General features: G+C 72.5%; 28 protein-coding genes, 1 tRNA gene and 1 pseudogene. 15 read left to right on the forward strand and 15 right to left on the reverse strand.

All coding sequences use genetic code 11. The features are described 5' to 3' along the window. The first annotated feature begins 247 nt into the window (after positions 1-247). Positions 248-505, forward strand: a complete 258-nt coding sequence (locus ACFZDC_RS17870; protein WP_391324773.1) for a hypothetical protein — start codon at positions 248-250, stop codon at positions 503-505. Next, positions 502-882: a hypothetical protein gene (locus ACFZDC_RS17875; protein WP_391324775.1), complete on the forward strand. Its 381-nt coding sequence runs from the start codon at positions 502-504 to the stop codon at positions 880-882. The genes ACFZDC_RS17870 and ACFZDC_RS17875 overlap by 4 nt, the downstream gene beginning before the upstream one ends. A gap of 377 nt (positions 883-1,259) precedes the next feature. Here ACFZDC_RS17875 and ACFZDC_RS17880 read toward each other — a convergent pair whose 3' ends face one another. From ACFZDC_RS17880 to ACFZDC_RS17895, 4 genes are read right to left on the reverse strand one after another with little or no spacing between them, the layout of a single operon-like run. Further along, complete coding sequence (locus ACFZDC_RS17880; RefSeq protein WP_391324777.1) at positions 1,260-1,595, reverse strand: DUF202 domain-containing protein; 336 nt, start codon at positions 1,593-1,595, stop codon at positions 1,260-1,262. Next, positions 1,583-1,975, reverse strand: coding sequence for a DUF202 domain-containing protein (locus ACFZDC_RS17885; RefSeq protein WP_391324779.1), 393 nt, complete (start codon positions 1,973-1,975; stop codon positions 1,583-1,585). The genes ACFZDC_RS17880 and ACFZDC_RS17885 overlap by 13 nt, the downstream gene beginning before the upstream one ends. A gap of 21 nt (positions 1,976-1,996) precedes the next feature. Next, entirely contained in the window at positions 1,997-2,512 is a 516-nt protein-coding gene (locus tag ACFZDC_RS17890) for an NUDIX domain-containing protein (protein ID WP_391324781.1), read from the reverse strand. A 33-nt stretch (positions 2,513-2,545) separates the two neighbouring features. Further along, positions 2,546-3,457, reverse strand: coding sequence for a DMT family transporter (locus ACFZDC_RS17895; RefSeq protein WP_391324783.1), 912 nt, complete (start codon positions 3,455-3,457; stop codon positions 2,546-2,548). 366 nt (positions 3,458-3,823) lie between these two features. Here ACFZDC_RS17895 and ACFZDC_RS17900 point away from each other — a divergent pair, with 366 nt between their 5' ends. Genes ACFZDC_RS17900 through ACFZDC_RS17910 form a run of 3 tightly spaced genes read left to right on the forward strand, consistent with a single transcriptional unit; the run spans position 3,824 to position 6,279 of the window. After that, entirely contained in the window at positions 3,824-4,900 is a 1,077-nt protein-coding gene (locus ACFZDC_RS17900) for a hypothetical protein (protein ID WP_391324785.1), read from the forward strand. A 4-nt stretch (positions 4,901-4,904) separates the two neighbouring features. Further along, positions 4,905-5,639, forward strand: coding sequence for a molybdopterin-dependent oxidoreductase (locus ACFZDC_RS17905; RefSeq protein ID WP_391324786.1), 735 nt, complete (start codon positions 4,905-4,907; stop codon positions 5,637-5,639). Then, a complete protein-coding gene (locus tag ACFZDC_RS17910; protein ID WP_391324788.1) occupies positions 5,623-6,279 on the forward strand; it encodes a cytochrome b/b6 domain-containing protein in 657 nt (218 codons plus the stop codon). Before ACFZDC_RS17905 ends, ACFZDC_RS17910 begins: the two co-directional genes overlap by 17 nt. A 32-nt stretch (positions 6,280-6,311) precedes the next feature. On the opposite strand, the gene ACFZDC_RS17915 is transcribed toward ACFZDC_RS17910, so the two are convergent. The 4 genes and pseudogenes from ACFZDC_RS17915 to ACFZDC_RS17930 form a co-directional block, all read right to left on the reverse strand. Continuing rightward, positions 6,312-7,337, reverse strand: coding sequence for an alcohol dehydrogenase catalytic domain-containing protein (locus ACFZDC_RS17915; RefSeq protein ID WP_391324790.1), 1,026 nt, complete (start codon positions 7,335-7,337; stop codon positions 6,312-6,314). Between the two features lie 17 nt (positions 7,338-7,354). Then, a pseudogene (locus ACFZDC_RS17920) lies at positions 7,355-8,115 on the reverse strand (SDR family oxidoreductase). Between the two features lie 13 nt (positions 8,116-8,128). Then, positions 8,129-9,526 carry a gluconate:H+ symporter gene (locus tag ACFZDC_RS17925; RefSeq protein WP_391324792.1) on the reverse strand — a complete coding sequence of 466 codons (1,398 nt, stop codon included), beginning with the start codon at positions 9,524-9,526 and terminating at the stop codon, positions 8,129-8,131. 38 nt (positions 9,527-9,564) lie between these two features. After that, positions 9,565-10,083, reverse strand: coding sequence for a gluconokinase, GntK/IdnK-type (locus tag ACFZDC_RS17930; protein ID WP_391324794.1), 519 nt, complete (start codon positions 10,081-10,083; stop codon positions 9,565-9,567). 139 nt (positions 10,084-10,222) lie between these two features. Between ACFZDC_RS17930 and ACFZDC_RS17935 the strand changes: the two genes are divergently transcribed. Further along, entirely contained in the window at positions 10,223-10,918 is a 696-nt protein-coding gene (locus tag ACFZDC_RS17935) for an FCD domain-containing protein (protein ID WP_391324795.1), read from the forward strand. Positions 10,919-10,922: 4 nt separating this feature from the next. Here ACFZDC_RS17935 and ACFZDC_RS17940 read toward each other — a convergent pair whose 3' ends face one another. Then, positions 10,923-11,327, reverse strand: coding sequence for a YchJ family metal-binding protein (locus ACFZDC_RS17940; RefSeq protein WP_391324797.1), 405 nt, complete (start codon positions 11,325-11,327; stop codon positions 10,923-10,925). Between the two features lie 106 nt (positions 11,328-11,433). Between ACFZDC_RS17940 and ACFZDC_RS17945 the strand changes: the two genes are divergently transcribed. From ACFZDC_RS17945 to ACFZDC_RS17955, 3 genes are read left to right on the forward strand one after another with little or no spacing between them, the layout of a single operon-like run. Then, the gene (locus tag ACFZDC_RS17945; protein ID WP_391324799.1) at positions 11,434-11,745 is read left to right on the forward strand and encodes a dsRBD fold-containing protein; all 312 of its coding nucleotides are present in this window, start codon (positions 11,434-11,436) and stop codon (positions 11,743-11,745) included. A gap of 12 nt (positions 11,746-11,757) precedes the next feature. Beyond that, the gene (locus ACFZDC_RS17950) at positions 11,758-13,062 is read left to right on the forward strand and encodes a phosphoribosyltransferase family protein (RefSeq protein ID WP_391324801.1); all 1,305 of its coding nucleotides are present in this window, start codon (positions 11,758-11,760) and stop codon (positions 13,060-13,062) included. A 9-nt stretch (positions 13,063-13,071) separates the two neighbouring features. Then, a complete protein-coding gene (locus ACFZDC_RS17955; protein ID WP_391324803.1) occupies positions 13,072-14,202 on the forward strand; it encodes a CapA family protein in 1,131 nt (376 codons plus the stop codon). A gap of 9 nt (positions 14,203-14,211) precedes the next feature. Here ACFZDC_RS17955 and polX read toward each other — a convergent pair whose 3' ends face one another. Together polX and ACFZDC_RS17965 are read right to left on the reverse strand one after the other, a co-directional pair. Then, positions 14,212-15,939 carry a DNA polymerase/3'-5' exonuclease PolX gene (polX, locus tag ACFZDC_RS17960; RefSeq protein ID WP_391324805.1) on the reverse strand — a complete coding sequence of 576 codons (1,728 nt, stop codon included), beginning with the start codon at positions 15,937-15,939 and terminating at the stop codon, positions 14,212-14,214. A 68-nt stretch (positions 15,940-16,007) separates the two neighbouring features. After that, positions 16,008-16,095 (reverse strand) — tRNA-Leu (locus ACFZDC_RS17965). A 197-nt stretch (positions 16,096-16,292) separates the two neighbouring features. Between ACFZDC_RS17965 and ACFZDC_RS17970 the strand changes: the two genes are divergently transcribed. The 3 genes from ACFZDC_RS17970 (at position 16,293) to ACFZDC_RS17980 (ending at position 18,931) form a co-directional block, all read left to right on the forward strand. Beyond that, a complete protein-coding gene (locus ACFZDC_RS17970; RefSeq protein ID WP_391324807.1) occupies positions 16,293-17,618 on the forward strand; it encodes a M20/M25/M40 family metallo-hydrolase in 1,326 nt (441 codons plus the stop codon). A gap of 147 nt (positions 17,619-17,765) precedes the next feature. Continuing rightward, positions 17,766-17,999, forward strand: a complete 234-nt coding sequence (gene chpH / locus ACFZDC_RS17975) for a chaplin ChpH (RefSeq protein WP_391324809.1) — start codon at positions 17,766-17,768, stop codon at positions 17,997-17,999. 140 nt (positions 18,000-18,139) lie between these two features. Continuing rightward, positions 18,140-18,931 carry a chaplin family protein gene (locus ACFZDC_RS17980; protein ID WP_391324811.1) on the forward strand — a complete coding sequence of 264 codons (792 nt, stop codon included), beginning with the start codon at positions 18,140-18,142 and terminating at the stop codon, positions 18,929-18,931. A gap of 95 nt (positions 18,932-19,026) precedes the next feature. On the opposite strand, the gene ACFZDC_RS17985 is transcribed toward ACFZDC_RS17980, so the two are convergent. Beyond that, positions 19,027-19,215 (reverse strand): DUF5703 family protein, encoded by a 189-nt coding sequence (locus ACFZDC_RS17985; protein ID WP_005485166.1) that lies wholly within the window; start codon positions 19,213-19,215, stop codon positions 19,027-19,029. 47 nt (positions 19,216-19,262) lie between these two features. Between ACFZDC_RS17985 and ACFZDC_RS17990 the strand changes: the two genes are divergently transcribed. Beyond that, positions 19,263-19,961, forward strand: coding sequence for a hypothetical protein (locus ACFZDC_RS17990; RefSeq protein ID WP_391324812.1), 699 nt, complete (start codon positions 19,263-19,265; stop codon positions 19,959-19,961). A gap of 93 nt (positions 19,962-20,054) precedes the next feature. Here ACFZDC_RS17990 and ACFZDC_RS17995 read toward each other — a convergent pair whose 3' ends face one another. Next, positions 20,055-22,247, reverse strand: a complete 2,193-nt coding sequence (locus ACFZDC_RS17995) for a helix-hairpin-helix domain-containing protein (RefSeq protein WP_391324814.1) — start codon at positions 22,245-22,247, stop codon at positions 20,055-20,057. Continuing rightward, positions 22,244-23,227: an aldo/keto reductase gene (locus ACFZDC_RS18000; protein WP_391324816.1), complete on the reverse strand. Its 984-nt coding sequence runs from the start codon at positions 23,225-23,227 to the stop codon at positions 22,244-22,246. Before ACFZDC_RS18000 ends, ACFZDC_RS17995 begins: the two co-directional genes overlap by 4 nt. Positions 23,228-23,400: 173 nt before the next feature. Between ACFZDC_RS18000 and ACFZDC_RS18005 the strand changes: the two genes are divergently transcribed. Together ACFZDC_RS18005 and ACFZDC_RS18010 are read left to right on the forward strand one after the other, a co-directional pair. Beyond that, positions 23,401-24,456, forward strand: a complete 1,056-nt coding sequence (locus ACFZDC_RS18005; RefSeq protein ID WP_391324818.1) for an LLM class F420-dependent oxidoreductase — start codon at positions 23,401-23,403, stop codon at positions 24,454-24,456. Between the two features lie 195 nt (positions 24,457-24,651). After that, complete coding sequence (locus ACFZDC_RS18010) at positions 24,652-25,449, forward strand: ferritin-like domain-containing protein (RefSeq protein WP_391324820.1); 798 nt, start codon at positions 24,652-24,654, stop codon at positions 25,447-25,449. A gap of 7 nt (positions 25,450-25,456) precedes the next feature. Here ACFZDC_RS18010 and corA read toward each other — a convergent pair whose 3' ends face one another. After that, the gene (corA, locus tag ACFZDC_RS18015) at positions 25,457-26,452 is read right to left on the reverse strand and encodes a magnesium/cobalt transporter CorA (protein ID WP_391325103.1); all 996 of its coding nucleotides are present in this window, start codon (positions 26,450-26,452) and stop codon (positions 25,457-25,459) included. Between the last annotated feature and the right edge of the window lie 9 nt (positions 26,453-26,461).

Genomic DNA, 26,461 nt, shown 5'->3' on the forward strand with positions numbered 1-26,461 from the left:
TGGGGGGCACTGCTGTCGTCCGCGATCGAACGGAGAAGCAGCATGTCAGCCCAGTACCGGGTCACGTACGGCTCATCCAGCAGCCGAATGCCGAGCAGCTCCGGTGGGGAGGCCGGGAGGGACGGCGCGGCGCAGCCCCGCCCAGGTGCCGGCACACGGACGGGGCCAGGGGGCCTTCGCCTGGAAATCGACTGCGTGACGGGTACGGGTACGTACCCGTACCCTTGGAGCGGGAAGGAGTAACGACATGTCTGATGCCAATGTCCGTATTCCTGAGGAAGCCAAGGACCGGCTGGCCGCTATAGCTGCCGCTGAGGGGCTGTCGCTGCGCGCGTATCTGGCCCGTCTCGCTGAAACGCTGCTGACTCCGGCGGAGCGGGCCGAGCGGGCGGAGAAGGCCCGGGCGGCGTTGAAGGAGTGGAACGGCTACGCCCCGACCGCTGCCCAGGAGCAGGATCTGGACAGCGAGCTGGACCGTCGCCTGGCCCAGGTGACCGCCCGGTGAGCGACGTCAGGCATATCATCCTGGACGACACCGCGATGGCAGCAGCCGGCCAAGGCAACGTCCTTGCTTCCCGCCTGATCCACCGCGCTCACGTCGAATCGGGCTGGTTCCTGTACGCCCCGGCGTGCGCATTAGTGGAAGCCGACCGTGCCCGGCCCGGCACGGCCGAGCATCTGGCCTCCATGCCCGGTATCACCGTCCTCGATCTGGATCTGGCTGCCGCCCTGGCGGTCGCGCGCCAGGAGACCTGGGCCGCCGCGCACAGCCAGTACGCGGCCCAGCCCACCCCGGACCGTCCCGACGGCGCGATCATCGCCACCACCGCCCCGCATCGGTGGGCAGGTGAGCCGGTCCGCGTGCTGGACCTCACGCCCTGAATGCAGCAGAAACCACCTGGGGCCCCGCCATCCGGCGGGGCCCCAGGTACGTCACCGAGGAGCGCGCAGGTGATCCCGCCGGGTGGTGAACAGAGCCCGCCACCGCCGGCGGGTGGGCTGCCTGACGGCCGGGCAGCTGGTGGCTGCCCGGCCCTGGCGGAACACTGGACTGCCCGCCGGTCCAGTGCTGTGGCCGGAAAGGTTCACCGACTCGCGATGCCCGGCACGGCACCTCGCCGCGTTGTCGCATCACCCGAGTACATCCAGTACGCGGGCGATGCTCCGCCTGGCGAGGCTCTCCCACTGCCTGAACGGCGTGAGAGGTGCCCCCAGCACCGGACGCCGCGAGTTTCCGGCAAGCCTTTCCGGTCACAGCACTAAATGACCAGTACGGCCGCACAGACGGCCATGGCCACCGTGCACAGCACCGCGCCCGTCGCGTGCCGGGGTGCGAGTGCGGGTGGCCGGGCGCCGGACGCCAGGGCCCGGATCCGGTGGTGGGCCACCCACAGGAACCCCAGCCAGAGCGCACAGCACAGCGCGCACACGACGACGCCGGCGGCCGAGACCCCGGCGTGCAGGCCCGTCCTGACGGCCAGCACGGCGGCCACGGTGCTCGACAACGTCGTACGGCGCCAGGCCAGCCGGGTCCGCTCAGGCTGCAGCCCCGGATCCCGGTCCGCGGCCGCCCCGCCCGCGCTCACCCCGCCCATCCGACCAGCACCACCACGACCATCGCGACGGCCACCACCGCGACCACCAGGCTCAGCACCGCCGGGAACCGGGACGCCGGCAGGTCCTCGCCCCGCCGCATCGCACGCTCGCAGCGCACCCAGTGGTTCACCGCGCGCAGCGAGCACAGCACACCGGCGCCGAGCAGCGCGAGCGCGAGACCGGCCCGCCAGGCCCAGCGCAGGTCCGGCAGGAACTGGTCCACCGCGAATCCGCCGCCGATCAGCGCGAGCGCGGTCCGCAGCCAGGCCAGGAACGTGCGCTCGTTGGCCAGCGAGAACCGGTAGTCGGGAGTGCTGCCCTCTTCCCGTACCTGTTCCGGGGCGAACCAGAGCCGGACGTTTCGCGCGAATTCGATCACGCGCAGGACCCTACCGGGGTGTCACCGGGCCGACCGGAACGCCCTCAGCCTCTCGTACGCCGCCAGCCCGTCCGGCACCCACTCCCACTCGCCCAGTCGCCGCTCCACCTCGTCCTCGGGCAGGAAGTCGTGCCACTGGACCTCCTCCACCTGGGGCTGTACCGGAAGCTCGCAGCGCACCTCGTACACCGCCGACCACCAGCTGTGACCGGCCCCGTCGTCGTACAGGAACTTGAAGAGATACGCCGGCCGGGGCAGACCGGTCACCCCCAGCTCCTCCTCCGCCTCCCGCAGGGCCGCCTCGTCGTAGGACTCGCCCGCTCCCACGACTCCGCCGACGAACACGTCGTACAGGGAGGGGAAGACCAGCTTGGTCGCGGTGCGGCGGTGGACGAAGAGCCGTCCGGCCGCGTCTCGGGCCTGGATGAAGACGCACCGGTGGCGCAGGCCCCGGGCGTACGCCTCGCCGCGCGGGACCCGGGCGACGACCCGGTCGTGCTCGTCGACGATGTCGAGGATCTCGTCAGCAGGGTTCATGCCCGTATCCAAGCAGGACCCCGGCGGGCGGACTCAGTGTGGCTGGAGGTCCCGGGCGGGCTCCGCGTCCGCCGCGCCGCACGGCATCGCCGGGTGCAGCCCGAGCAGTACGATGCCCGCGACGATCGCGGCGAGACCCGCCGCCTCCCAGGCCAGCGCCCCGGTGTCGGTGCGCAGCCGGTCGCCGAGGAAGCCCACCCCGCACAGGATGCCGGCCAGCGGCTGCGCCGCGGTGAGCGCGGGCAGCGACATGCGCAGCTCGGCCGTCTCGAAGGCGCTCTGCACCAGGACGAGACCGGTGACGCCCAGCGCGAGCACGCCGTACGGCTGCCAGCCGGTGACCAGTTCGGCGAAACCGCCGGCGGAGAAACGGGTGCCGCTCACCCGGGTCAGCGCGTCCTGCACGCCGTAGAGCAGCCCTGCGGCGGTGGCCAGCAGCACCGGACCCCAGTTCAGTCGGGACCGCTTGGCGTACGTGGTGAGCAGCAGGGCCGCGCCGACCATCCCGCCGATGATCAGCCAGTGCCGCACCGGGTCGGTGACGGCGCTGCCGGCGCGCGGTTCGCCCGCGACGATGAACGTGGTCACGCCGCCCGCGAGCAGCGCGAGGCCGGTCCAGCCCTGGCGGCCCAGGGGCTGCCTGGTCTGGTGCCGGGACAGGGCGAGCGCGAACAGCAGGTTCGTGGCGAGCAGGGGCTCGACCAGGGAGATCTCGCCCTTGCCGAGGGCGACGGCACCCAGCACCATGCCGGCCACCATCAGGGCGATGCCGCCCAGCCAGCGCGGCACCCGCATCAGATCGAGCAGCAGCCGGAACGACAGGAAGTCGCCGAGCGGTGCCTTCTGGGCGGCGTTCTGCTGGAGCACGAACCCGAAGCCCAGGCAACAGGACGCACTCACGGCGAGAAGGAGAACCAGAACGGACACGCTGCGTACCTCGATCATCCGGCCGGACCACGGACGCGTAGGGGCCGACTGTAGCGCTCCCGGGGCGACGTCGACCCGGAGAGTACCCGGAACCGGGCAGTCGACCCGGTCACGGTGCCCGGCCGCGCGCGGGGTTGACCCAAGGCGGTGGGACCGTCCGGCCATGGTGTGCCGCTCGGACGTCCGGCGCCATGGCGTACGCCACAGGAATCCCCCCGCATCCGGCCCTCGCGCTACGGCAATCAGGGCGCTCGTGTCCCAAGTGCCCCCCACGGCAATCTGGTTGAAAGCAGCAACATCCCGGTTCCGCTTGACGCAATTCTTGGCTGAGGGTTTGCTGTGTGTGATCGGTCGATGACAGCCCGAGAATCAGGAAGTCCTGCGGTGCCCCCACTCCCGCCCCTGCTCGGCGCTCGCCGGGCCCCCACGGACCCGTCCGGCGACAGCGCCCCGGACGACTCCGGCGCCTTACCGAGCGCCGCCGGCGGTGCCTTCGACGACGCCCTCGACGACGCAGAACTCCGGGCCGCCCGGGCCGCGTTGGCCCAGGGCCGCCGGCAGGCCGCGCGCTCGCTGCTGCTGCACACCGGCGACGACTGGGACCGCCGGGGCCACCGGATCACCGTGCTCGCCGGGGAGCCGTACGCCGCCGCCTGGGCCCGCGACTGGCTGCTCGCCGAGCCCGGGTCCGCCGACGCCACCACCCTGCACGCCCTGGCCCTGGTCCAGCGCGCCCTGCGCGGCAAGGAGGACGCCGACCGGGCCCGGGAGGCCTGCCGCACCGCCGCCGCCCGCACCCCCGCCGACCCCACCCCCTGGCTGGGCCTGCTCCTGCTGGCCCGCACCCTGGACCCGGAACCCGAAGTGCTGCGGACCTTCGCGGAACTCCGCGAGCGTCACCCCGAGCACCACCACGGCCACCACCTGCTGGTCGCCCGCCTCGCCGAGCGGCCTCGGACCGGCCGGTCCGAGTCCCACGAGGTGTACGACCTCGCCGAGCGTGCCGCCGCCGAGGCCCCAGCCGACTCCCCGCTGGCCGTTCTGCCGGTGGTCGCGTATGCCGAGCGCTACCGGGTCCTGGCCGCCACCGGCCTGGCCCCCGCCGACCCGACCGCCTCCGGGCACTGGTCGGGCCCCCGGGCCCGCCGGATCCTGCGCGCTGCCTTCGACTGGTGGCTGGAGTGGGAGCCCGACGAGCACCCCCGCCATTACGCCGACCTCAACCACCTGGCGTTCGCCATGTCCTGCGCCGGCCGCCCGGCCGAGGCGGCGGCACTCTTCCGGCGCATCGGCCGGCACGCCACCAAGGCCCCCTGGTCCTACCCGCACCGCGACGCGTGGCAGGCCTTCCACACGGCCCGCTCCCGCGCGCTGGGCGGGGGAGCGCGCGGGAAGTCATTACGGAACTCTGACCGATGGCCGGACCTCCTGGCCTCACCGGGACCCGAAGTGCTCGAATGAGTACGTGAACCCTGAACCGACCGAGGACCCCGGCGCACAGGGCAGGCCCATCGGCCGCCGCGTCTTCCTCGGCACCCTGGGCCTGGGCGCCCTCGGCGTCGCCGCCGCACCCGCGCTGCAACGCGGCATGGAGGGCTTCCTGGGCAGCGTCTCCGGCAAGGACCCGACGGGCCTGACCGGGCTGCTGCCCAACGGTGGCGGCTTCCGCTACTACTCGGTCGCCGCGTCCGTCCCGCACAAGAGCCCGGCCGACTACCGGCTCACCGTCGACGGCCTGGTCGACCACCCGCACACCTACACCCTGGCCGACCTGCGCGCCCTGCCGCAGACCCGGCTGGTCAAGGACGTGCAGTGCGTCACCGGGTGGCGCGTCCCCGGCACCCCGTTCGAGGGCGTACGGCTCTCTCACCTGCTGGACGCGGCGGGCGTCAGGTCTGCGGGCAGGGCCATCCGCTTCACCTGCTTCGACGGCACCTACACCGAGAGCCTCACCCTCGACCAGGCCCGCCGCCCGGACGTCCTGGCCGCCCTGCGCATGCAGGACAAGGACATCGGACACGACCACGGCGGGCCGGTCCGTCTCTACGTCGCGCCCATGTACTTCTACAAGTCCGCCAAATGGCTCTCCGGCATCACCGTGACCGACCACGTCCGGCCCGGATACTGGGAGGACCTCGGCTACGACGTCGACGCCTGGGTGGGCCGGTCGAACGGACGGACCGATGAGCCTACGAGCTGAGACCCCGGCGCCGCCGAGCGCCCGCATCCGCCGCTTCAGCCGGGCCGAACGGTGGGTGCACCGCACCACGGCGGTGCTGATGGGCGTGTGCGTGGTGACGGCGGCCTGCCTCTACATCCCGCAACTGGCCGTGCTGGTCGGGCGCCGCGAACTGGTCGTCCGTATCCACGAGTCCGCCGGACTCGCCCTGCCCGTCCCCGTCCTGCTGGGTCTCGCCTCCCGTGCCTTCCGTGCCGACCTGCGCTTCCTCAACCGCTTCGGCCCGCACGACCGCGTCTGGCTGCGCGCCGCGCTCGTGCGCGACAAGCGGCACTCCTCCCGGCCGGCGGGCAAGTTCAACGCGGGCCAGAAGGTCTACGCGGCCTGGATCGCCGGGGCCACCCTGGTCATGCTCGGCACCGGCCTGATGATGTGGTTCACCCACCTGACCCCGCTGATGTGGCGCACCTCGGCGACCTTCGTCCACGACTGGCTGGCCCTGACGATCGGCGTGGTCCTGGCGGGCCACATCGGCATGGCACTGGGCGATCCGGAGGCGCGGCGGGGTCTGCGGACGGGGGCGGTGAGCAGGGAGTGGGCCAAGCGGGAACACCCGCTGTGGCGCCCTTGGTCGTCAGTGGGCCCCGGTAGTCCCCAGTAGACCTCAGTAAGTCTCCGTAGGCTCACTGATCCTCAGGGCTCGAACGCCAGCAGCACCTTGCACGACCGCCCCCGATCAGCGGCCAGCGCGAACGCCGACTCGGCCGCCCGCACTGGAACGACCGCACTGATCAGCCCCTCGAGCTCCCCCCGGGCAGCCAGCAGCTCCAGCGCCTCGTCGAACTCGGTGTCGAAGCGGAACGCGCCCCGCAGCTCGATCTCCCGGCTCACCGCCAGGTTCCCGGCGAACGGAGTCTGCCCCGGCGGCAGCATTCCGAGCTGCACGACCACACCCCCGCGCCGCACCAGCCGCAGACAGGTGTCGAGGCCGGCCGCCACCCCCGAGGCCTCGACGGCCACGTCCACCTCGGTCGGCCACCCGGTGTCGTCCGGATCATCGGCCCGTACGAGCGTGTCGGCCCCGGCGACGGCCGCGTGGCCGAGCGCCTCGGGCAGCAGGTCGGTCGCCGTCACCCGCGCCGCGCCCGCCGCCTTCGCCGCCGCGACCACCAGGCACCCGATCGGCCCGGCCCCGGTCACCAGCACATGACTGCCGGACACCTCCCCGGCCCGCCGCACCGCGTGCAGCGCGACCGCGAGCGGCTCGGCGAGCGCCGCCCGCCGCAGCCCGAGCCCGTCCGGCAGCGCCCTCAACTGCCCGGCCGGCACGACCACTCGCCCGGCGAACCCGCCCTGTACGTGGGGAAAGCGGGCCGCGCTGCCGAGGTAGCGGGTGTCCCGGCACACGTTCGCCCGGCCGTCCACGCACTCCGGGCACCGCCCGCAGGGGGTGGCGGGGTGCACGGCGACCGCCGTACCCGGGACGGGACCACTGGCGCCGGCACCGTAGGAGACCACGGTGCCCACCACCTCGTGACCGAGCAGCATCGGCTCCCTGAGCCGGAAGTCGCCGACCCCGCCGTGCCGCCAGTAGTGCAGGTCGGACCCGCAGACACCGCCGTAGCGGACGGCCACCAGGGCCTGGCCCGGCCCCGGTTCGGGGGCCGGCAGCTCCTCCACCCGCAGTTCTCCCGCGCCGTGGATCACACAACCCAGCATGCTGCCCGCCGCCCCTTTCACAACACGCTCGTCATGCCGCCGTCGACGTACAGGACCTGCCCGCCGACGAAGTCCGCCGCGGGCGAGGCGAGGAAGAGGACGCCGCCCACCAGGTCCTCGGTACGGCCCCAGCGGCCGGCCGGGGTGCGCCCGCGCACCCAGGCGCTGAAGTCCTCGTCGTCGACCAGGGGTTGGGTCAGCTCGGTCTCGATGTAGCCGGGCCCCAGGCCGTTGACCTGGACGCCGTACGGGCCCCAGTCCGCGCACATGCCCTTGGTGAGCATCTTCAGCGCGCCCTTGGTGGCCGCGTAGGGCGCGATACGGCCCGTACCACCTCGCTCTGCAGCGAGCAGATGTTGATGATCTTTCCGCGGCCGCGTGCCGTCATCCGCCGGGCGGCCTCCCGGCCGACGAGGAACGCGCTGGTGAGGTTGGTGTCGAGGATCCGGTGCCAGTCGGAGTCGGTGAACTCCAGCAGCGGGGCACGCAGTTGCATGCCCGCGTTGTTGACGAGGATGTCGAGCGGGCCCACCCGCTCCTCGACGTCCGCGATCCCGGCGGCCACGCGGGGGCCGTCGGTCACGTCGAACACCGACGTGTGGACGGCACCGGGGAGTCCGGCGGCCGCCTTGGTGAGCCGGTCGCCGTCGCGCCCGTTCAGGACCACCGTGCAGCCGGCCTCCGCCAGGCCCCGGGCCAGTGCGAGTCCGATGCCCCGGCTGGAGCCGGTGACCAGAGCCGTACGGCCGCTGACGTCGAAGAGAGGGTGAGCCGTCATCGTCGTACCGCTCCTAGATGACCAGGGACAACAGCAGGACCAGACCGCCGGCGAAGACCGAGATGATCGTCTCCATCACCGACCAGGTCTTGACGGTCTGCCCGACGCTCAGCCCGAAGTACTCCTTCACCAGCCAGAAGCCGGCGTCGTTGACGAAGCTGAAGAAGAGCGAGCCGGCGCCGATGGCGAGGACCAGCAGGGCGGTGTGGGTGGTCGACATGTCGGCCGCGAGCGGCGCCACCAGGCCGGCCGCCGAGACCGTCGCCACCGTCGCCGAGCCGGTGGCCAGCCGGATCACCACCGCGATCAGCCAGCCGAGCAGCAGCGCGGGGATCGACCAGTCCTTGGAGACGTCCAGGATCATCTGGCCCACCCCGCAGTCGATCAGCGTCTGCTTGAAGCCACCGCCCGCGCCGACGATCAGCAGGATGCCGGCGATGGGCATCAGGCCCTTCTCGACGGTCTGCTGCAGCCGCTCCTTGCTGAACCCGGCGGGCCGGCCCAGCGTGAAGAAGCCGACGATCACGGCGGCGAGCAGCGCGATCAGCGGGGAGCCGATGATGTCGAAGACCCGCTGGGTGGTGTTCGCGGTGTCGTCCACGACGATGTCCACCAGCGCCTTGACCAGCATCAGCACTACCGGCAGCAGCACGGTCGCCAGCGTCGCGGCGAAGCCCGGACGGCGCTCCAGCTCCTGCGAGGGGCGCTGCGGCAGCATCCGGTCGGGGGCCGGGACGTCCACCCAGCGGGCGGCGAACCGGGAGAACACCGGACCGGCGATGATCACCGTCGGTATGGCGACGAGGATGCCGAGCGCCAGGGTCACGCCCAGGTTGGCCCCGAGCGCGTCGATCGCGATCAGCGGGCCGGGGTGCGGCGGGATCAGGCCGTGCATCACGGACAGACCGGCCAGCGCCGGAATGCCGATGCGCATCAGCGAGTAGTTGCCGCGCTTGGCGACCATCAGCACGACCGGGATCAGCAGCACGATGCCGACCTCGAAGAACAGCGGCAGGCCGATGACGGAGGCGATCAGCACCATCGCCCACGGCATCGCCCGGCCTCCGGCCTTGGCGAGGATCGTGTCGACGATCTGGTCGGCGCCGCCGGAGTCGGCGAGGAGCTTGCCCAGGATCGCCCCGAGCGCGATCAGGACGCCCACGCCGGCCACCGTGGTGCCGAGCCCGGTGGTGAAGCTGGTGATGGTCTTGTCGAGCGGTGCCCCGGCGACCGCCCCGAGCGCCAGCGACCCGATGGTCAGCGCCAGGAAGGCATGGAGCTTGAACTTGGTGATGAGCAGGACGATGACGGCGATGCCCGCCAGGACGGCGATTGCGAGCTGGGCATGGCCGGCCGAGGTGATCGGCGCAGGCGTGTCCGCTGCCAGCATCTCGACACTGAGTCTGGTCACGGGGGTTCCCTTGCAGGTACGGGGGACGGGGTGTGGTGTTACGCGAGGGTGTCGGGAAGCGCGTCGAGTGCCTTCACCGCGCGTTCGGTGATCTCCTGGGGGCTGCCGCTGACGTCCACGGCGACTCCGGGCTCGTCCGGCTCCAGCGGCTGGAGCGTGGCGAACTGGGAGTCCAGCAGCGCGGTCGGCATGAAGTGACCCTGCCGGTGGGACATCCGGTCCTCGATGAGCTTCCGGTCGCCCGTGAGGTGCACGAACACGACCCCGGGAGCGACGGCCCTGAGCCGGTCGCGGTACGCCCGCTTCAGCGCCGAGCTGCTGACCACCCCGCCCAGCCCGGCCCGCCCGTGCGCCCAGTGGCCGATGGCCTCGAGCCACGGCCACCTGTCGGTGTCCTGGAGCGGGATCCCGGCCGACATCTTGTCGATGTTGGCCTTCGGGTGGAAGTCGTCGCCCTCGGCGTACGGGACGCCCAGCCGGGCGGCGAGCAGGGGACCGATCGTGGTCTTGCCCGTCCCGGCGACGCCCATCACGACGACGACCTGGGGGGTGCGCATGGTGCCTCGCTGTCTTCCTCGACATCCGACGCCGCATCGGCGTCGCCACACTGAAACCCATTAGGTACGACGAATTCAAGAGCCTGTGATGTATAAGTCTGACTTTTTGTCTCGGTGATCCACGCCGTACGCTGAGTCCATGAGCACACGGGGGCTGCACGGCCGCGTACTGGACACCCTCGGCCCCGCGATCACGGCGGGCGAGTACCCGCCGGGCAGCGTTCTGCGCACGGACGAACTCGCACAGGACTTCGAGGTGTCACGCTCCGTGATGCGCGAGGCGGTCCGTGTACTGGAGTCCATGCATCTGGTCGAGTCCCGCCGCCGGGTGGGCGTGACGGTGCGCCCCAAGGCCGAGTGGAACGTCTACGACCCGCAGGTCATCCGCTGGCGCCTGGCCGGCGCCGACCGCCCGCACCAGCTGCGCTCGCTGACCGTGCTGCGCTCGGCGATCGAGCCGGTGGCGGCCGGTCTCGCCGCCAGGCACGCCACGCCCGAGCAGTGCGCCGAACTCACCGAGTGCGCGCTCGGGATGGTGGCCAACTCACGCGGCCACCGGCTGGAGGAGTACCTGGTCCACGACATCGCCTTCCACCGGGTCATCCTCATGGCGTCGGGCAACGAGATGTTCGCCCGCCTCGGCGACGTCGTCGCGGAGGTGCTGGCCGGCCGCACCCACCACGAGGTGATGTTCGAGGACCCCGACCCGGCCGCCGTGACCCTCCACGTCCAGGTCGCGGAGGCGGTCCGCGCCGGCGACGGAACCCGCGCCGAGCAGCTGACCAGGCAGATCACCGTGGGCGCCCTCCAGGAACTGGAGATCCTCGCGCCGTAGCGGCCTACTCGTCGAGGAACTCCCCGTCCACGTACACCCACGCCCCGTCCAGCCGCTCGAACCGGCTGCGCTCGTGCAGCGAGCCGCCCTGGTACGAGGCGCGGAAGGTCACGGTCCCCGTGCTGTGGAAGGCCGACCCCTCGGTGCCGCCGAGGATCTCCAGCCCCGTCCACCTCACGCGGGGATCCAGCTCCAGCCGCTCCGGCCGGGTGCGCGGATGCCAGGTGCGCAGGAGATACGCGGCGTCCCCTTTCACGAACGCGCTGTACCGCGACCGCATGAGCGCCTCGGCGGTCGGCGCGGCGGCACCCGTCGAGCCTGTTCGAGGCTGGGCGAGGTAGCGGCCGCAGCAGGCGTCGTAGGACTCGGGACGGCCGCAGGGACAGGAGCGCGTGGTCATGGCCGACATTCTGCCCTCACCCGGGGAGGCGCCGGCCGCCGGTGCGGTGCACAGTGGAAGGGGTGACGCGCCGCTGCGTCCCGTTGCCTCGCAACGCAGTGAGGAGAGACGGACGATGACCCGACCCGTGAGCAGCCGTCCTCCGTCCGTCAAGGAATGGCGGCTCAACCTCTACCTGTCCGAACACGACCCGGAGACCACGGCCCGGATCGTCCTGGACACCGGTGACAACGTCCTGGAGAGCCACGCGGAGGCCCGCCGGAGCCCCTACGACCCGGCGATACCGGAGATCGGCGACGAACTCGCCGCCGGGCGGGCGCTGATGGCCATGGGCCGACTGCTGCTGCGCGCGGCCGCCGGTGACATGAAGGCGATCGGGGCGACCGAGACGGAGACGCCCGCGCCCCTGTGGCAGACCCAGGAATGACGGAGCCGGACCGTGCTCCTCACGGATCGACGCGAAGCGGGACGGCGGCTGGGCGAGCGCCTCGAGTACCTCAGGGGCCAGGACGTCGTGGTGCTGGGCCTGCCCCGCGGCGGGGTACCGGTCGCCGCGGCCGTCGCCGAAGCCCTCGACGCCCCCCTGGACATCTGCCTGGTGCGCAAGCTGGGAGTGCCCGACCAGCCGGAACTGGGCATGGGCGCGATCGGCGAGGACGGCGTGCGGGTGATCAACCAGGAGGTGCTGCGCCACACCGGCGTCGGCCGGGCGGATCTGGACCGGGTCGAGACGCACGAGCGCGAGGTGCTGGAACGGCGGGCCGCCCGCTACCGGGGCGCCCACGCTCCCGTGGGCATCGCCGGGCGGACCGTCGTGGTCGTCGACGACGGCGTGGCGACCGGCTCCACCGCGCGCGCGGCCTGCCGGATCGCCCGGGCCCGGGGCGCGGCGCGTGTCGTGCTGGCGGTCCCCGTCGCACCACGGGACTTCACCCGGCGGCTCGGCGAGGAAGCCGACGAGCTGGTAAGCCTGCACACCCCGGCCGGCTTCTTCGCGATCGGCCAGTTCTACGGCGACTTCACCCAGGTCGGCGACGAAGAGGTCACGGCCTGTCTGCGGCAGGCGGCCGGCCGCCACGACCGCTTCGCCGGTACCGGCTCCGAGGACCGCGAGGTCGAGGTCCCGTTCGGTGCGCTGCGGCTGCGGGGACGGCTGACCCTGCCCGCGGGCGCGACCGGCGTCGTCGCCTTCGCCCACGGCAGCGGCAGCAGCCGGCACAGTCCGCGCAACCGGTTCGTGGCCGAGGGGCTGAACCGGGCCGGTCTCGGCACTCTGCTCTTCGACCTGCTCACCGAGGACGAGGAGCGCGACCGGACCAACGTGTTCGACATCGCGCTGCTCGCCGAACGGCTGGCCGGCGCCACCGGCTGGCTGCGCGAGGAACCCGACGTCCAGGGGCTCGCCATCGGCTACTTCGGGGCCAGCACCGGCGCGGCCGCCGCCCTGTGGGCCGCCACCGAACCGTCGGCACACCCCGCCGCCGTCGTCTCCCGCGGGGGCCGGCCCGACCTGGCCGGACCGCGGCTGCCCGCGGTGACGGCCCCCACGCTGCTCGTCGTGGGCGGCTCCGACCCCCAGGTGCTCGATCTCAACCGGGAGGCACAGGCCCGACTGCGCTGCGAGAACCGGCTCGAGGTGGTCCCCGGCGCCACCCACCTGTTCGAGGAGCCCGGCACGCTGGAGCGGGTGACCGAACTGGCCCGCGACTGGTTCACCGACCACATGGCCCCCGCGCACGTGTAGGCGGGGAGCATGAACGAGGGGGCCGTCACCCTGTTCCTCGCCGGTGACGTCATGCTCGGCCGGGGCGTCGACCAGATCCTCCCGCACCCCGGCGACCCCGCCCTGCGGGAGGACTACGTACGGGACGCCCGCGACTACGTCGCCCTGGCGGAGGCGGCGAACGGCCCGATACCGCGGCCGGTCGACCCGTCCTGGCCCTGGGGCGAGGCGCTGCCCGTCCTGGACCGTGCCGCGCCCGACGTACGGGTGATCAACCTGGAGACCGCCGTCACCCGGGACGGCGACTTCGCCGCCGGCAAGGCCGTCCACTACCGGATGAATCCCGCCAATCTTCCCTCGCTCGTCGTGGCGCGCCCCGACGTGTGCGTCCTCGCCAACAACCACGTGCTCGACTTCGGGCCGCCGGGCCTGGCCGAGACGCTGGACTGCCTGGCGGCGGCCGGGCTGCGCACGGCGGGAGCGGGCCGGGACATGGTGGCGGCCCGCCGCCCGGCGACCGTCCCGCTGCCGGCGGGCGGACGGGTGCTGGTCTTCTCCTTCGGGATGCCGTCCAGCGGAATCCCGGACAGCTGGGCCGCCACCGGCGAGCGGGCCGGAGTGGCCCTGACCGCCGCGCCGACCGAAGGCGCGGCCGCCGCCTTCGCCGACCGCCTTCGCCAGGTCGCGCGGCCGGGCGACCTCGTGGTCGCCTCCGTCCACTGGGGCTCCAACTGGGGATACGCCGTCTCCCGCGCCGAGGTCCGCTTCGCCCACGCGCTCGTGGAAGCCGGGGTGGACGTCGTCCACGGCCACTCCTCCCACCACCCGCGTCCGCTGGAGGTGTACCGCGACAGGCTCGTCCTGTACGGCTGCGGTGACCTCGTCGACGACTACGAGGGCATCGGCGGCTACGAGCGCTACCGCGACGACCTGCGGCTGCTCCACCTGGTCTCGCTCGAGCCCGGCAGCGGCCGGCTGACCGGCCTGCGGATGGTGCCCCTCCAGGCGCGCAGGATGCGCCTGGAGCACGCGTCGGCCGAGGACACCGCGTGGCTGCGTACCGCCCTCGACCGCTGCTCCCGGGACCTCGGCACCCGGGTCGAGCACGGGGACGACGGCACGCTCACGGTACGGCCCCTGCGCCCGGGCCCGGCACGGTGAGCCGGAACCTCAGTCCCGCCCGCCCTTGCGCAGGAACCGGCGCAGGCGGGTCAGGGGCCAGGTGTTGATCACGTCGTCCTTGGTGAGCCAGCCGCGCTGTGCGGTACCGACGCCGTAGCGCAGGTGGCCGAGGTGGAGGACGGAGTGGGCGTCGGTGTTCACCGCGAACCTCACCCCGTGCCGCCGGGCCCGCAGGATGTCCTCGTCGCGCAGGTCGAGGCGGTCGGGCTGGGCGTTGATCTCCAGCGCGGTGCCGGTGCGCGCACAGGCCGCGAACACCTCGTCCCAGTCGGCGTCGACACCCGGCCGCTTCCCGATCAGCCGGGTCGTCGGATGGCCGATGACATGGATGTACGGGTTCTCGCAGGCCCGCACGAGCCGCCTGGTCATCGCCTTGCGGTCCTGGTCGAAGTGGGAGTGCAGGGAGGCTACGCAGAGATCGAAACCGGCCAGGAAGTCGTCCGGCCAGTCCACCTCGCCGTCGGGCCCGATGTTCAGCTCCGTGCCGTGCAGCAGCCGCATCCGGTGCCGGGTGCCGTCCAGCTCCCGCAGCCGCTCCCGCTGCGCGAGGATCTTCTCGTCGGTCATCCGCTGCATGTACAGATGGGGCGCGTGGTCGGTGACCGCGTAGTACGCGTAGCCGCGTGCGGCGGCCTCCTCCACCATCGTCTCCAGCGGCGCGAGACCGTCCGTGAGGTCCGTGTGGGTGTGCAGGTCACCGCGGATGTCCCGCTCGGTCACCACCTCGGGCAGCTCGCCGCGCAGCGCGGCCTCGATCTCCCCGCGGTCCTCCCGCAGCGCCGGCGGAATCCACGGCAGGCCGAGCCGTGCGTACACCTCCTCCTCCGTACGGGAGGCGAGCGACCGGCCGCTCTCCGTGTCGAACAGGCCGTACTCGGAGAGCTTCAGACCCTGGTGGACGGCGATGGTGCGGGTGCGGATGTTGTGCCCCTTGGACCCGGTGAAGTACTGCAGCCCGGCGCCCCAGGACGCGGGCGGCAGCACCCGCAGGTCCACCTGGACCCCCTTGGCGGTGCGGATCGACGTCTTCTTCTCTCCGTGGGCGATCACCTCCGCGGTCGACGGCAGCGAGGCGAGTGCGTCCATGAAGGGCGCCGACCGGTTCGCCGCGACGAGGACGTCGATGTCGCCGATGGTCTCCCTCATCCGCCGCAGCGATCCGGCGTACGCGCAGCGCTTGCAGCCGGCGATGCCGGACAGTTCGGCGACGATCTGCTCGGCGGTGTCCAGCGCCAGATGGACGGGGATGCGGTCACCCGCCTGCTGCATCAGCCGGATCCCGTGCAGGATGTTCTCCTGCGTCTTCTCGCCGAACCCCTTCAGATCGGCCAGCGCGTCCGCCTCGATGGCCGCGGCCAGCTCGTTCACCGACGAGATGTGCAGGTCCTCGTAGAGCCGCAGCGCCTTCTTCGGGCCGAGCGTGGGGATGGTGATCAGCTCCCGCACTCCGGCGGGTATCCCCGCCCGGCGTTCTTCGACCGCCGTGACCTTCCCCGTGCGCAGATACTCGATCACCTTCTCGGCGATCGACCTGCCCACGTTCGGGATCTCCCTCAGCCCGTCGATGTCGAGCCGGGAGATGTCGGCGGGATGACCGCCGATGGCACGCGCGGCCTTCTCGTAGGCGCGCGCCTTGAAGGCGTCGCCTCCCGTGATCGTGATGAGGTCCGCGTACTCCTGCAGGAGTGCCTCGACCTCTTCGTTGGGCCGGGTCACCCCTCAAGTCTAGGAAGCCCCGTCCGTCGGGCGCATGCAAAAGGCCCCTGTTGAACAGGGGCCTCGCTTGGTGTCCGAGGGGGGACTTGAACCCCCACGCCCGATAAAGGGCACTAGCACCTCAAGCTAGCGCGTCTGCCATTCCGCCACCCGGACAAGGTGTCGGTCGTGCGGGGCTTCCCCCGCGGCGACGAAGGAAACATTACCAGGCTTTCCAGGGTGGCTGATCACACCCCGTCCCCGGGGTCCGGCGCGCGTGAACGGCGTGTGACGGGGCCGGATCGGTCTTGGGCCCGGGGCCGGGCCGGAGAGAGGATGAGAAGGACCACCAGCAGACAGCGGGAGGAAGCAGCGTGAGCGAGACGGACACGGCCAAGGGCGTCACCGGCGAGGACGAGGTCGTGGACCTCTGCCGCGAGCTGATCCGGTTCGACACCAGCAACTACGGCGACCACTCGGGGCCGGGCGAGCGCGAGGCCGCCGAGTACGTGGCCGGGAAGCTCGCGGAGGTCGGGCTGGAGCCGAAGATCTTCGAGTCCCACCCGGGGCGCGCCTCCACCGTGGCCCGGATCGAGGGCGAGGACCCGTCCCGGCCCGCGCTGCTGATCCACGGGCACCTGGACGTCGTACCGGCCAACGCCGGCGACTGGACCCACCACCCCTTCTCCGGCGAGGTCACCGACGGGTGCGTGTGGGGGCGCGGGGCCGTCGACATGAAGGACATGGACGCCATGACCCTCGCGGTCGTGCGCGACCGGCTGCGCAGCGGGCGCCGGCCGCCGCGGGACATCGTGCTCGCCTTCCTCGCCGACGAGGAGGCCGGGGGCACCTACGGCGCCCGTCACCTGGTCGACCGCCACCCCGACCTCTTCGAGGGCGTCACCGAGGCGATCAGCGAGGTCGGCGGCTTCTCCTTCACGGTGAACGAGCAGCGGCGGCTCTACCTGATCCAGACGGCCGAGAAGGGCATGCACTGGATGAAGCTGACCGTGGCCGGCACCGCGGGGCACGGGTCGATGATCCACCGGGACAACGCCATCACCGAGCTGTCCGAGGCCGTCGCCCGCGTCGGCCGGCACACGTTCCCGGTGCGGGTCACCAAGACCACGCGGGCCTTCCTCGACGAACTGGGCGACGCGCTCGGCACCGAGCTGGACCCGGAGGACATGGAGACCACCCTCGCCCGGCTCGGCGGCATCGCCAAGCTCATCGGCGCGACCCTGAGCAACACCGCCAACCCCACCCAGCTGAACGCCGGCTACAAGGTCAACGTCATCCCCGGCGAGGCCACCGCGCACATCGACGGACGCTTCCTGCCGGGCCACGAGGAGGAGTTCCTCACCGACCTGGACCGGCTGCTCGGGCCCCACGTCCGCCGCGAGGACGTGCACACCGACAAGGCGGTCGAGACCAGCTTCGACGGGGCGCTCGTAGAGGCCATGCAGTCCGCGCTGCTGGCCGAGGACCCGACCGCCAAGGCGATCCCCTACATGCTCTCCGGTGGCACCGACGCCAAGTCCTTCGACGACCTCGGGATCCGCGGCTTCGGCTTCGCCCCGCTGAAGCTGCCGCCCGAGCTGGACTTCGCCGGCATGTTCCACGGCGTGGACGAGCGGGTGCCGGTGGACGGGCTGAAGTTCGGCGTGCGGGTTCTCGACCGGTTCATCGACGCGTCGTGAAGTCCTGGGCCCAGGCAATCGCGCACCCGTGCGAGATCGACTGAGAAGAGTGAATGCGACCATAAGCTCGTAGCTCCATTACTCCCTCCTCGTTACAGGTGATGTGAGCCCCGCACCTTGGGGTCGCATTGCCAACAAGGAGGAATAATGATCAAGAAGGTCGTCGCTGCTGCGGCCGCCACCGGTGGTCTGGTTCTCGCGGGTGCGGGCCTGGCCGTCGCCGACTCGGGTGCCCAGGGTGCCGCCGTGCACTCGCCGGGCGTCATTTCCGGCAACGTGGTTCAGGTCCCCGTCCACGTCCCGGTGAACGTGTGCGGCAACACGATCAACGTGATCGGGCTCCTGAACCCCGCCTTCGGCAACACCTGCGTCAACCACTGACGTCGGCTCTCTGAGAGACGTCTTTTATGAGCCGTCGGCCTCGGAGCGCGCGCCATGCGCTCCGAGGCCGACCGGTCTTTTCCCGTGAACTCCTTTTCGCGGGAACGCACAGAAAACCGAAGGCAGGGGGGAATTCAGAAATGCGACAGAGTACCCGCAAGGGCCTGATGACCATGGCAGCCGCCACCGGCGTGATCGCCGCGGCGAGCGGCTACGCCCAGGCCGACTCGGGCGCGATCGGCGCCGCGGCCGGCTCGCCCGGCGTACTGTCCGGCAACACGGTGCAGGCGCCGGTGCACGCACCGGTCAACGTCTGCGGCAACACCGTGAACGTCGTCGGGCTCCTCAATCCGTCCGTGGGCAACACATGCGCCAACAAGGGCGGCGGTTCCGGGGGCGACACGAGCGGCCACGGCGGCTCGCACGCGGGCGGCCACACCGGTGACTCGCCCGGTGTCGGCTCCGGCAACACCGTCCAGGCGCCGATCGACGTCCCGGTCAACGTGTGCGGCAACAGCGTCAACGTGGTCGGTGCCGGCAACGCCACCACGGGCAACGACTGCGCCAACGGCGGCGCGGACCACAGCCAGCCGCCCGGTGGCGGGCCCGGGAACCCGCCCGGGACGCCGGGGCACCCCGGTCAGCCGGGCCACCCCGGCACTCCGGGCCACCCCGGCACTCCGGGACACCCGGGCACGCCCGGAACCCCGGGACACCCGGGAACGCCGGGCACCCCGCCCGCCAAGGGGGGCCACGCTCCCCACGGCTCGCCCCAGGTCAAGCAGCAGGGCGGCCGCTCCGCCCCGTCCCTGGGTACCGCCCAGCTCGCCCACACCGGCAGTGACGTGCCGTTGGGCCTCGCGGTGCCGGTGGGGGCGGGCGCGCTGCTCGCGGGCGCGGTGCTGTACCGCAAGGCCCGGGCGTCGGCGTAGCACGGCAGGCCGGAGGAACGGGAAACCGGGGAAACCGGAAGAACGGAGCGGGCCCCGCCGCTGTGGCGGGGCCCGCTCCGTTCATGCGTCCTGCCTCACCACGTGGCGCGCACCTGGCGGATGATCCGCCGGCGCAACCGCACCCTGCGGCTGCCGTCGCGGAGCAGGCTCAGTCGGTCCAACTCCCAGTGTCCGTACTCGGCATGGTCCGTCAGCAGACGTGTGGCGTCCTTGCGGGACACCCCGCGAGGTACATACACGTCGACAAATTCGTATTCCGGCATCGCATCTATTGTGCGGGCTGGTGCCTGGTACGGATAGCGTCTGCACTATGTCTGATGCTGCGCAGCCCACCGCTGCCGAGGTACGCGCCGCCGCCGAGGCGGTCAAGACCGCGCTCGACCGCCACCTGGCGGCGGTCGAACGCAGGTCGGGGGATGACGACCCGGCCGTCTACGAGGCGTTCAACCAGCTGGCCGCGGCCGCCGAGGTGTACGACGAGCTGCTCTACGACCGTTATGACGAGGTCACGCCCTTCGAGATCCCCGGTGCGGAAGAATCGCTGCCGCCGTACGCGGGCCCCGAGGAACCTCACGCGATCAGTGTGCTGATCCGCCGCGACTACGCCGTGGCGGAACCCCAGCGACTGCTCGCCCAGGCCCAGCGGGTCGAGGCGGCGGAGTACGGGGACGGCGGCGGCGCGGACGAGGAAGCAGCGGGTACGGTCCCCGGGGCGCTGGGCATTCTGTTCGGCGAGTTCGAGCCGGACGAGATCGCTTCCCGGCACAAGGAGTTCGGTCTCGAGGAGGGCGACTCCACGCTCTGGGTCACCGCCGCCGACGAGCCGGCCGAGCCCGGTGAGTGGCTTGAGGCGCCGTTCGAACAGGTCGATTCCCAGCGGGTGGTGTGCAGGTTCGACGTGAGCGCGGTGTTCGACGAGGACGTCTCCGACGACATCGACGAGGAGGACGATGTCGAGTTCGACGGAGACGAGGACGGGGATCTGGAGCGGCTGGACGCCGAGCGATGAGGCCGGTGGCGGTGCCGTAGGGCCCGAGGCCGTCACGGCACCGCCGGAGCCCGTCGCCGTGGCTCGCCGCCGTCGCGACGAAAGGAGAGCGGATCAGCCCGCCGAGGGGACCTGCGTGCGCAGCAGCGCCTGCAGGCGGGTCGTGCGGGGCTTGGCCGAGGTCTCCGCCACTGCCTGCGGCAGCGCCTGCTCCACGCCGTGGACCACCGACAGGTGGCGTTCCGCCCGGCCGAAGGCCGTGTACACCCACGGCCTGCTGAGCGTCTGCGCGGCATCACCGGGGAGGACCACCACAGCGGCCGGCCAGCGGCCGCCCACCGCCTGGTGCGCGGTCAGCGCCCAGCCGTGCCGCACACACTGCTCCACCCGCTCCCGCGGTACGACGACGGGGGCGCCCGCGCACTCCAGGTGCAGCCCGTCGGCGTCCGCGTTCACCACCCGGCCCGGCACCGTACGGCCCGGGGCGGGGGAGTAGGCGATCCGGTCACCGGGGTCGAAGCCGCCGAAGCGGCCGGGGCCCGGGTTGAGGCGTTCCTTCAGGGCGGAGTTGAGGGCCCGGGTGCCGGCGGCGCCGCCGTGGCCCGGGGTGATCACCACCGTCTGCTCGGGCGGTACGCCGATCGCCCGCGGCACCGAGTCCGCGACCAGCTGCACGGTCCGGTGCACGGCCTCGCCCGCGTCCCGCACCGGCACGATGACGATCTCCTTGCCGGGTGCGTCGACCTGGTTCAGCTCGCCGACGCCGATGCCGGAGACCAGCTCGCCGAGCGGGCCGGGGTCCGGGGTGCGGGAGGCGATCTGCGGGCAGGCACGGGCCGCGAGCAGGTCGGCGAAGACCCGCCCGGGCCCGGCGGACCACAGCACCGCCGGGTCGCCGCTCAGCACCAGCCGGGCGCCGTCGGGCAGCGACTCGACCAGCATCGCGGCGCTCTCCACGTCCAGTTGGGGCGCGTCCAGCACGATCAGCAGATCCACGTCCAGCGCGCCGTCCGCGTCCCGGCCGGGGCCCTCGGCCCCGGAGAGGACACCGGCGACCGTGCCGACCGGCAGGGAGTCGCCCGTCTCACGCGGCGGCCCGGCGAGGCGGCGGCGGCCATCGGGGGAGTGGCAGACGGCGAAGGCCCGCAGCCCCGCGGCGCGGGCGGCGCCGAGCAGCGCGGCCGGTTCCGCCCGGGCCGCCTCGCCGCCGGTGTGCAGCACCAGGCCGTGCCCGGCGACCGCGCGGGCCAGGTCGGCCGCACCGCCCGAGGTCCCGGCCACGACTGCTTCCCACGGCTCGGCGGCTTCCTTGGGCGGGGAGTTGACCAGGTGGCCCAGGCTGTCGGCGAGGCTCTCCTCGGCGAGGGCGTACCGCTCCAGGCCGACGAGGACACGGACCGGACGCTCCTCCTCGCCGTCCTCTTCCCGCGGGGCCGGGGCGCCCGGCTCCTCCAGGGCGTCCTGGAAGACCAGCGCCTCGCCCTCGGCGAGCGTGCCCTGTACGGCGGCGTCCGCGTCGGGGACGGCACGCTGGGTGAGCGCCGCGGTCAGCGCGGGCAGTTCCAGGGCGGTGTGTCCGGCCAGCGCCGCCTGCTCCAGCAGCCACACGGTCGTCGCGCGGCCCCGCCGCTCGTCGTCCGGGGCGCATGCCGCGCCGAGCAGGGCCCGCGCGAACCCGTCGGCCTGCTCCGGCCGTACGCCGCTGATCCGCAGCAGCTGCCAGGGGTCCTCCCGGAGCGCGCCGTCCGCGCCCTCGCCGAGGGCCGCCGCCACCTGGGGTGCGAGCGCCTCGGGCGCGCCGCCCTCGGCGAGCACACGCCGTACGGCCTCGACGGTCTCCGGGACGGGCGCGCTCGGGGCCGCGGCCGCAGTCGGCTGCGGCTGCCGTACGGGCGCGGGGGCGGGGCGGCGCGGGGCCGGCTCGGGCTCGGCGAAGACCGGGGCGGCGGGCTTCTCACCGCTCTCCACCGCCCGGACCGCGGCCAGCAGGTCGGCCGCCGTGCCGCTCAACTTGGTGCCGCTCTCGATGGGCCCCCTCTTCTCGGCCTTGCGCCGCTCGATCCGCTCGCGCTCGATCCGCTGCGCGGCCAGCTCCGCCTCCGCCGCGGAGACCTCGGACGAGGCTTCGCCCGCTGCGGTCTGCGCACCGGTGGTCCCGGCACCGGCGCCCTCACGGCTTTCGTCGGCCGCCGTGTCCTTCGCGGCCGTGTCCTGCGCCGCCGTGTCCTGCTCCGGGGTGTCCGGGCTCTCCGGGGCGTCCGGGGTGTCCGGCCCGGTGTCCTCCGTGGTCTCCGGCTCCGTGCTCACAGCGTGCTCCAGTCGTGATCGGGATAGCGGTGCACGGGCGCCGACACATCGTCGAGCGCCCGGCAGATCTCGTCAGGAAGACTAAGGGCCTCCACTGACAATGCCGCCGTGAGCTGCTGCGCGTTGCGCGCGCCCACGATCGGCGCGGCCACGCCGGGCCGGTCCCGGACCCAGGCGAGGGCCACCTGGAGCGGGGTGACCGCGAGCCCGTCGGCGGCTGTCGTCACCGCGTCCACGATGCGCGTCGCGGTGTCGTCCAGGTACGGCTCGACGAACGGGGCGAGGTGCTCCGAGGCGCCGCGCGAGTCCGGGGGAGTGGCGTGCCGGTACTTGCCGGTGAGGACGCCACGGCCCAGCGGGGAGGAGGGCAGCAGGCCGACGCCCAGGTCGAGGGCGGCGGGCAGCACCTCGCGCTCGACGCCGCGTTGGAGCAGCGAGTACTCCATCTGCGTGCTGGCCAGCCGGGTCCGTGCCCCCGGTGCCGCGAGTTGCCAGGTAGCCGCCTTGGCGAGCTGCCAGCCGCAGAAGTTGGAGACGCCGGCGTACCGGGCGCGGCCGCTGCTCACCGCCAGGTCGAGGGCATGGAGCGTCTCCTCCAGCGGGGTGGCGGGGTCGAAGGCGTGGATGTGCCACACGTCGACGTAATCCGCGCCGAGGCGGGCCAGGGAGGCGTCGAGGGCGGCGAGCAGATGGCCGCGGGAGCCGTCGAAGCGGCGGTCGGGATCCGGGACGCTGCCCGCCTTGGTCGAGACCACCAGGTCCCGGCGCGGCACCAGGCCGTCCATGAGCCGTCCGAGCAGATACTCCGCCTCTCCGTCGCCGTACACGTCCGCGGTGTCGACGAGGGTGCCGCCGGCCTCCCAGAACGCCTTCAGCATGTCCGCGGCGTCGTGCTCGTCGGTGTCCCGGCCCCAGGTGAGGGTGCCGAGTCCGATCCGGGACACGCGCAGGCCGGTGCGGCCGAGATGCCTCTGCTCCATGTCGCGAGATTACTGGCCAGAACTGGTGCCGTGGGTTGCCTGTGGACAACTCGATCGACCGCGCCTGACCGGGGCCGTCGGCCCTTGACCCGGGCGTGCCCTGCCCGTCGGCCCCGCCCGCGCGCTAAGGTCTCCGCCCAAGGGACGTTACTCATGGGTAAGGGGAATCCGCCATGCAGCTCGGGATCAACCTCGGCTACTGGGGCGCCGGGATGGACGCGGACAATCTGGCCGTGGCACAGGAGGCCGAGCGGCTGGGTTACTCCGTGTGCTGGGCCGCCGAGGCGTACGGCTCCGACGCGGCGACGGTGCTCAGCTGGGTCGCCGCGCAGACCGAGCGCATCGACGTCGGCTCGGCCATCTTCCAGATCCCGGCCCGGCAGCCGGCCATGACCGCGATGACCGCGGCGACGCTGGACTCGCTGTCCAAGGGCCGCTTCCGGCTCGGCCTCGGCGTCTCCGGGCCGCAGGTCTCCGAGGGCTGGTACGGCGTCAAGTTCGACAAGCCGCTGTCGCGCACGCGCGAGTACGTGGAGATCGTGCGCAGGGCGATGACCCGCGAGCGGCTGTCGTTCGAGGGCGAGCACTGGACGCTGCCGCTGCCCGGCGGCCCGGGCAAGCCGATCAAGCTGACCGTGCACCCGCAGCGCGAGCACATCCCGCTCTACATCGCCGCCATCGGCCCCAAGAACCTCGAGCAGACCGGCGAGATCGCCGACGGCGCGCTGCTGATCTTCCCGTCGGCGGAGCACCTCGAGGACACCACGATCACGTACCTGCGCGCGGGGCGGGAGAAGGCCGGCAAGACCCTCGACGGCTTCGACATCTGCCCGACCCTGCCGCTGGCCGTCGGCGACGACAAGGACGTGGCCCGGCTCGCCGACACCTTCCGCCCCTACACCGCCCTCTACGTCGGCGGCATGGGCAGCTTCAAGCAGAACTTCTACAACCAGCTCGCCCGGCGCATGGGGTACGAGAAGGAGGCGGCCGAGATCCAGGAGAAGTACCTGTCCGGGGACAAGCAGGGCGCCGCGGCCGCGGTCCCGCAGGACCTCATCGACCGGACCACGCTGCTGGGCTCGGTGGAGCGCATCGCCGACCGGATGAAGGCCTACGCCGCCGCCGGGGTCACCACCCTCAGCCTCGCCCCCGCCGGCTTCACGCTCGATGAGCGGATCGCCTCCCTGCGGGCCGGCAGCGAGGCCCTGGAGCGCGCCGGACTCGCGTAGGAGGCTTCAGCGGCCGTGGTGGGGGCTCGGGGGTCTTCCCCGCCACGGCCGTCACGAGGAACAACGCGCCGGGCGCCGCGCGGTTACGTCCCCGGCGCTCCCCCTTTCGGCAGATCCGCGCCGTCCTGCTGTTGCGGCTCCACTCTGCCCGCATTTGACTCGTTCTTTGCGGATTCCTGCAGAGAGGTGTCTTCCATGCTTTCGGCCAAGAGTGTGTTCCAGGAGATCCTCGACAACGACGAGTCGTTCCGGCTCTTCTGCTCCATCGCCGCACGTGGGGAGTCGCAGGGCGGCTGGGAGAACGGCAGGATCGCCGCGCTGGTACCGCGCGGCGAACGCGCTCTGGCCCCCAAGATCGCCCGCCACGGCGCCGACGAGGACAAGCACGGGCGCATCTTCGACGCCCTGATGAGGAAGCGCGGCCTCACCCCGGTGCCCGTCCCGCCCGAGACCGACTACACGACGCTGCTGGAGCGCGAGGGCATCGGCCTCGCCCACGACAAGCTCAGCCGGGACGAGCCGCTCACCGGGCGGGACATCATCGTCTACCTCGCGCACAGCAGGGTCACCGAACAGCGCGCCGCCGACCAGATGGAGATGCTCCGCAAGTGGTTCGGCGGCCACCCCGAGGTCGGCCGCGCCGTGCGCATGATCTCGGCCGACGAGGCCAACCACCTCGCCTACACCCACGAGGAACTCCTGCGCCTCGCCGCCGCCGGGCACGGCCGGCTCATCCAGCGCACCCTGCGCGCGTGCGCGCTCGCCGAGATCCGCGTCCACCGGGACGTCAGCCTCGCCGTCATGGCCCACATGGGCCGCATCCTCGGCTGGTCCAGGGCCCGATCCCAGGTGCTCGCTGCCGGCATCCACGCCCTGTACGCCTACGAGCGACTGGGCGGCTGGCGCCGCATGGTGGCCCTGCGCACGCCCGAGCGCCGCAACGCGCTCGGCGGCCCCGCCACCCCCGCCGCCCCCGCCCCCGAGGTCGCCTGAGCCGCGCTCACAGCCAGCCGCGCCGCTTGAACTGGCGGTACAGCAGCACCTCCAGGACCGCCATCAGCAGGACCACCGCCGGATAGGACCACAGCCAGTGCAACTCCGGCATGTGGTCGAAGTTCATGCCGTAGATCCCCGCGATCATCGTGGGAACCGCGGCCATCGCCGCCCACGCGGAGATCTTCCGCATGTCGTCGTTCTGCCGCACGCTCATCTGCGCCAGATGTGCGTTGAGGATGTCCGACACCAGTCGGTCCAGGGCCTCCACGGACTCGTTCACGCGCGCGAGGTGGTCGTTCACATCACGGAAGAAGGGCCGCGCCTTGTCGTCGACGAACGGCACCCCGCCCCCGTACTGACCGGTGCCGGCGAGCCGGGTCAGCGGGGGCGTGAGCGGACCGGTGGCCCGGCGGAACTCCAGGACCTGCCGCTTGAAGGTGTAGATCCGGGACGCGGTGTGACGCGAGCCGCCGCCGTCCGGCTGGAACACCTCCGTCTCCAGCTCCTCCAGGTCCGTCTGCAACTCCGTCGCCACGTCCAGGTAGTGGTCGACGACGGCGTCGGAGATCGCGTACAGCACCGAGGTCGGGCCCTTGCCCAGCAGCTCCGGCTCGTCCTCCAGCCGGCGCCGTACGGCCGCGAGCGGCGCGCCCTCGCCGTGCCGGACGGTCACCACGAAGGCGTCGCCGACGAAGATCATGACCTCGCCGGCCGAGACGGTGTCGCTCTCCGGCTCGTACACCACCGGCTTGAGGACCATGAAGAGCGAGTCGTCGTACACCTCCAGCTTGGGCCGCTGATGCGCCTTGAGGGCATCCTCGACCGCCAGCGGATGAAGCCCGAACTCTCGGGTGACCAGCTCGAACTCCCGCTCCGACGGCTCATGCAGCCCGATCCACACGAACCCGCCCGCCGCCCGCGCCTCCGCCAGCGCGTCGGACAGATCCTCCGGACCCTCGCTGCGGTGCCCGTGCCGGTAGACGGCGCAGTCCACGATCACAGAACGCAC

This window comes from Streptomyces sp. NPDC007905, assembly GCF_042959345.1.
GTDB lineage: Bacteria > Actinomycetota > Actinomycetes > Streptomycetales > Streptomycetaceae > Streptomyces.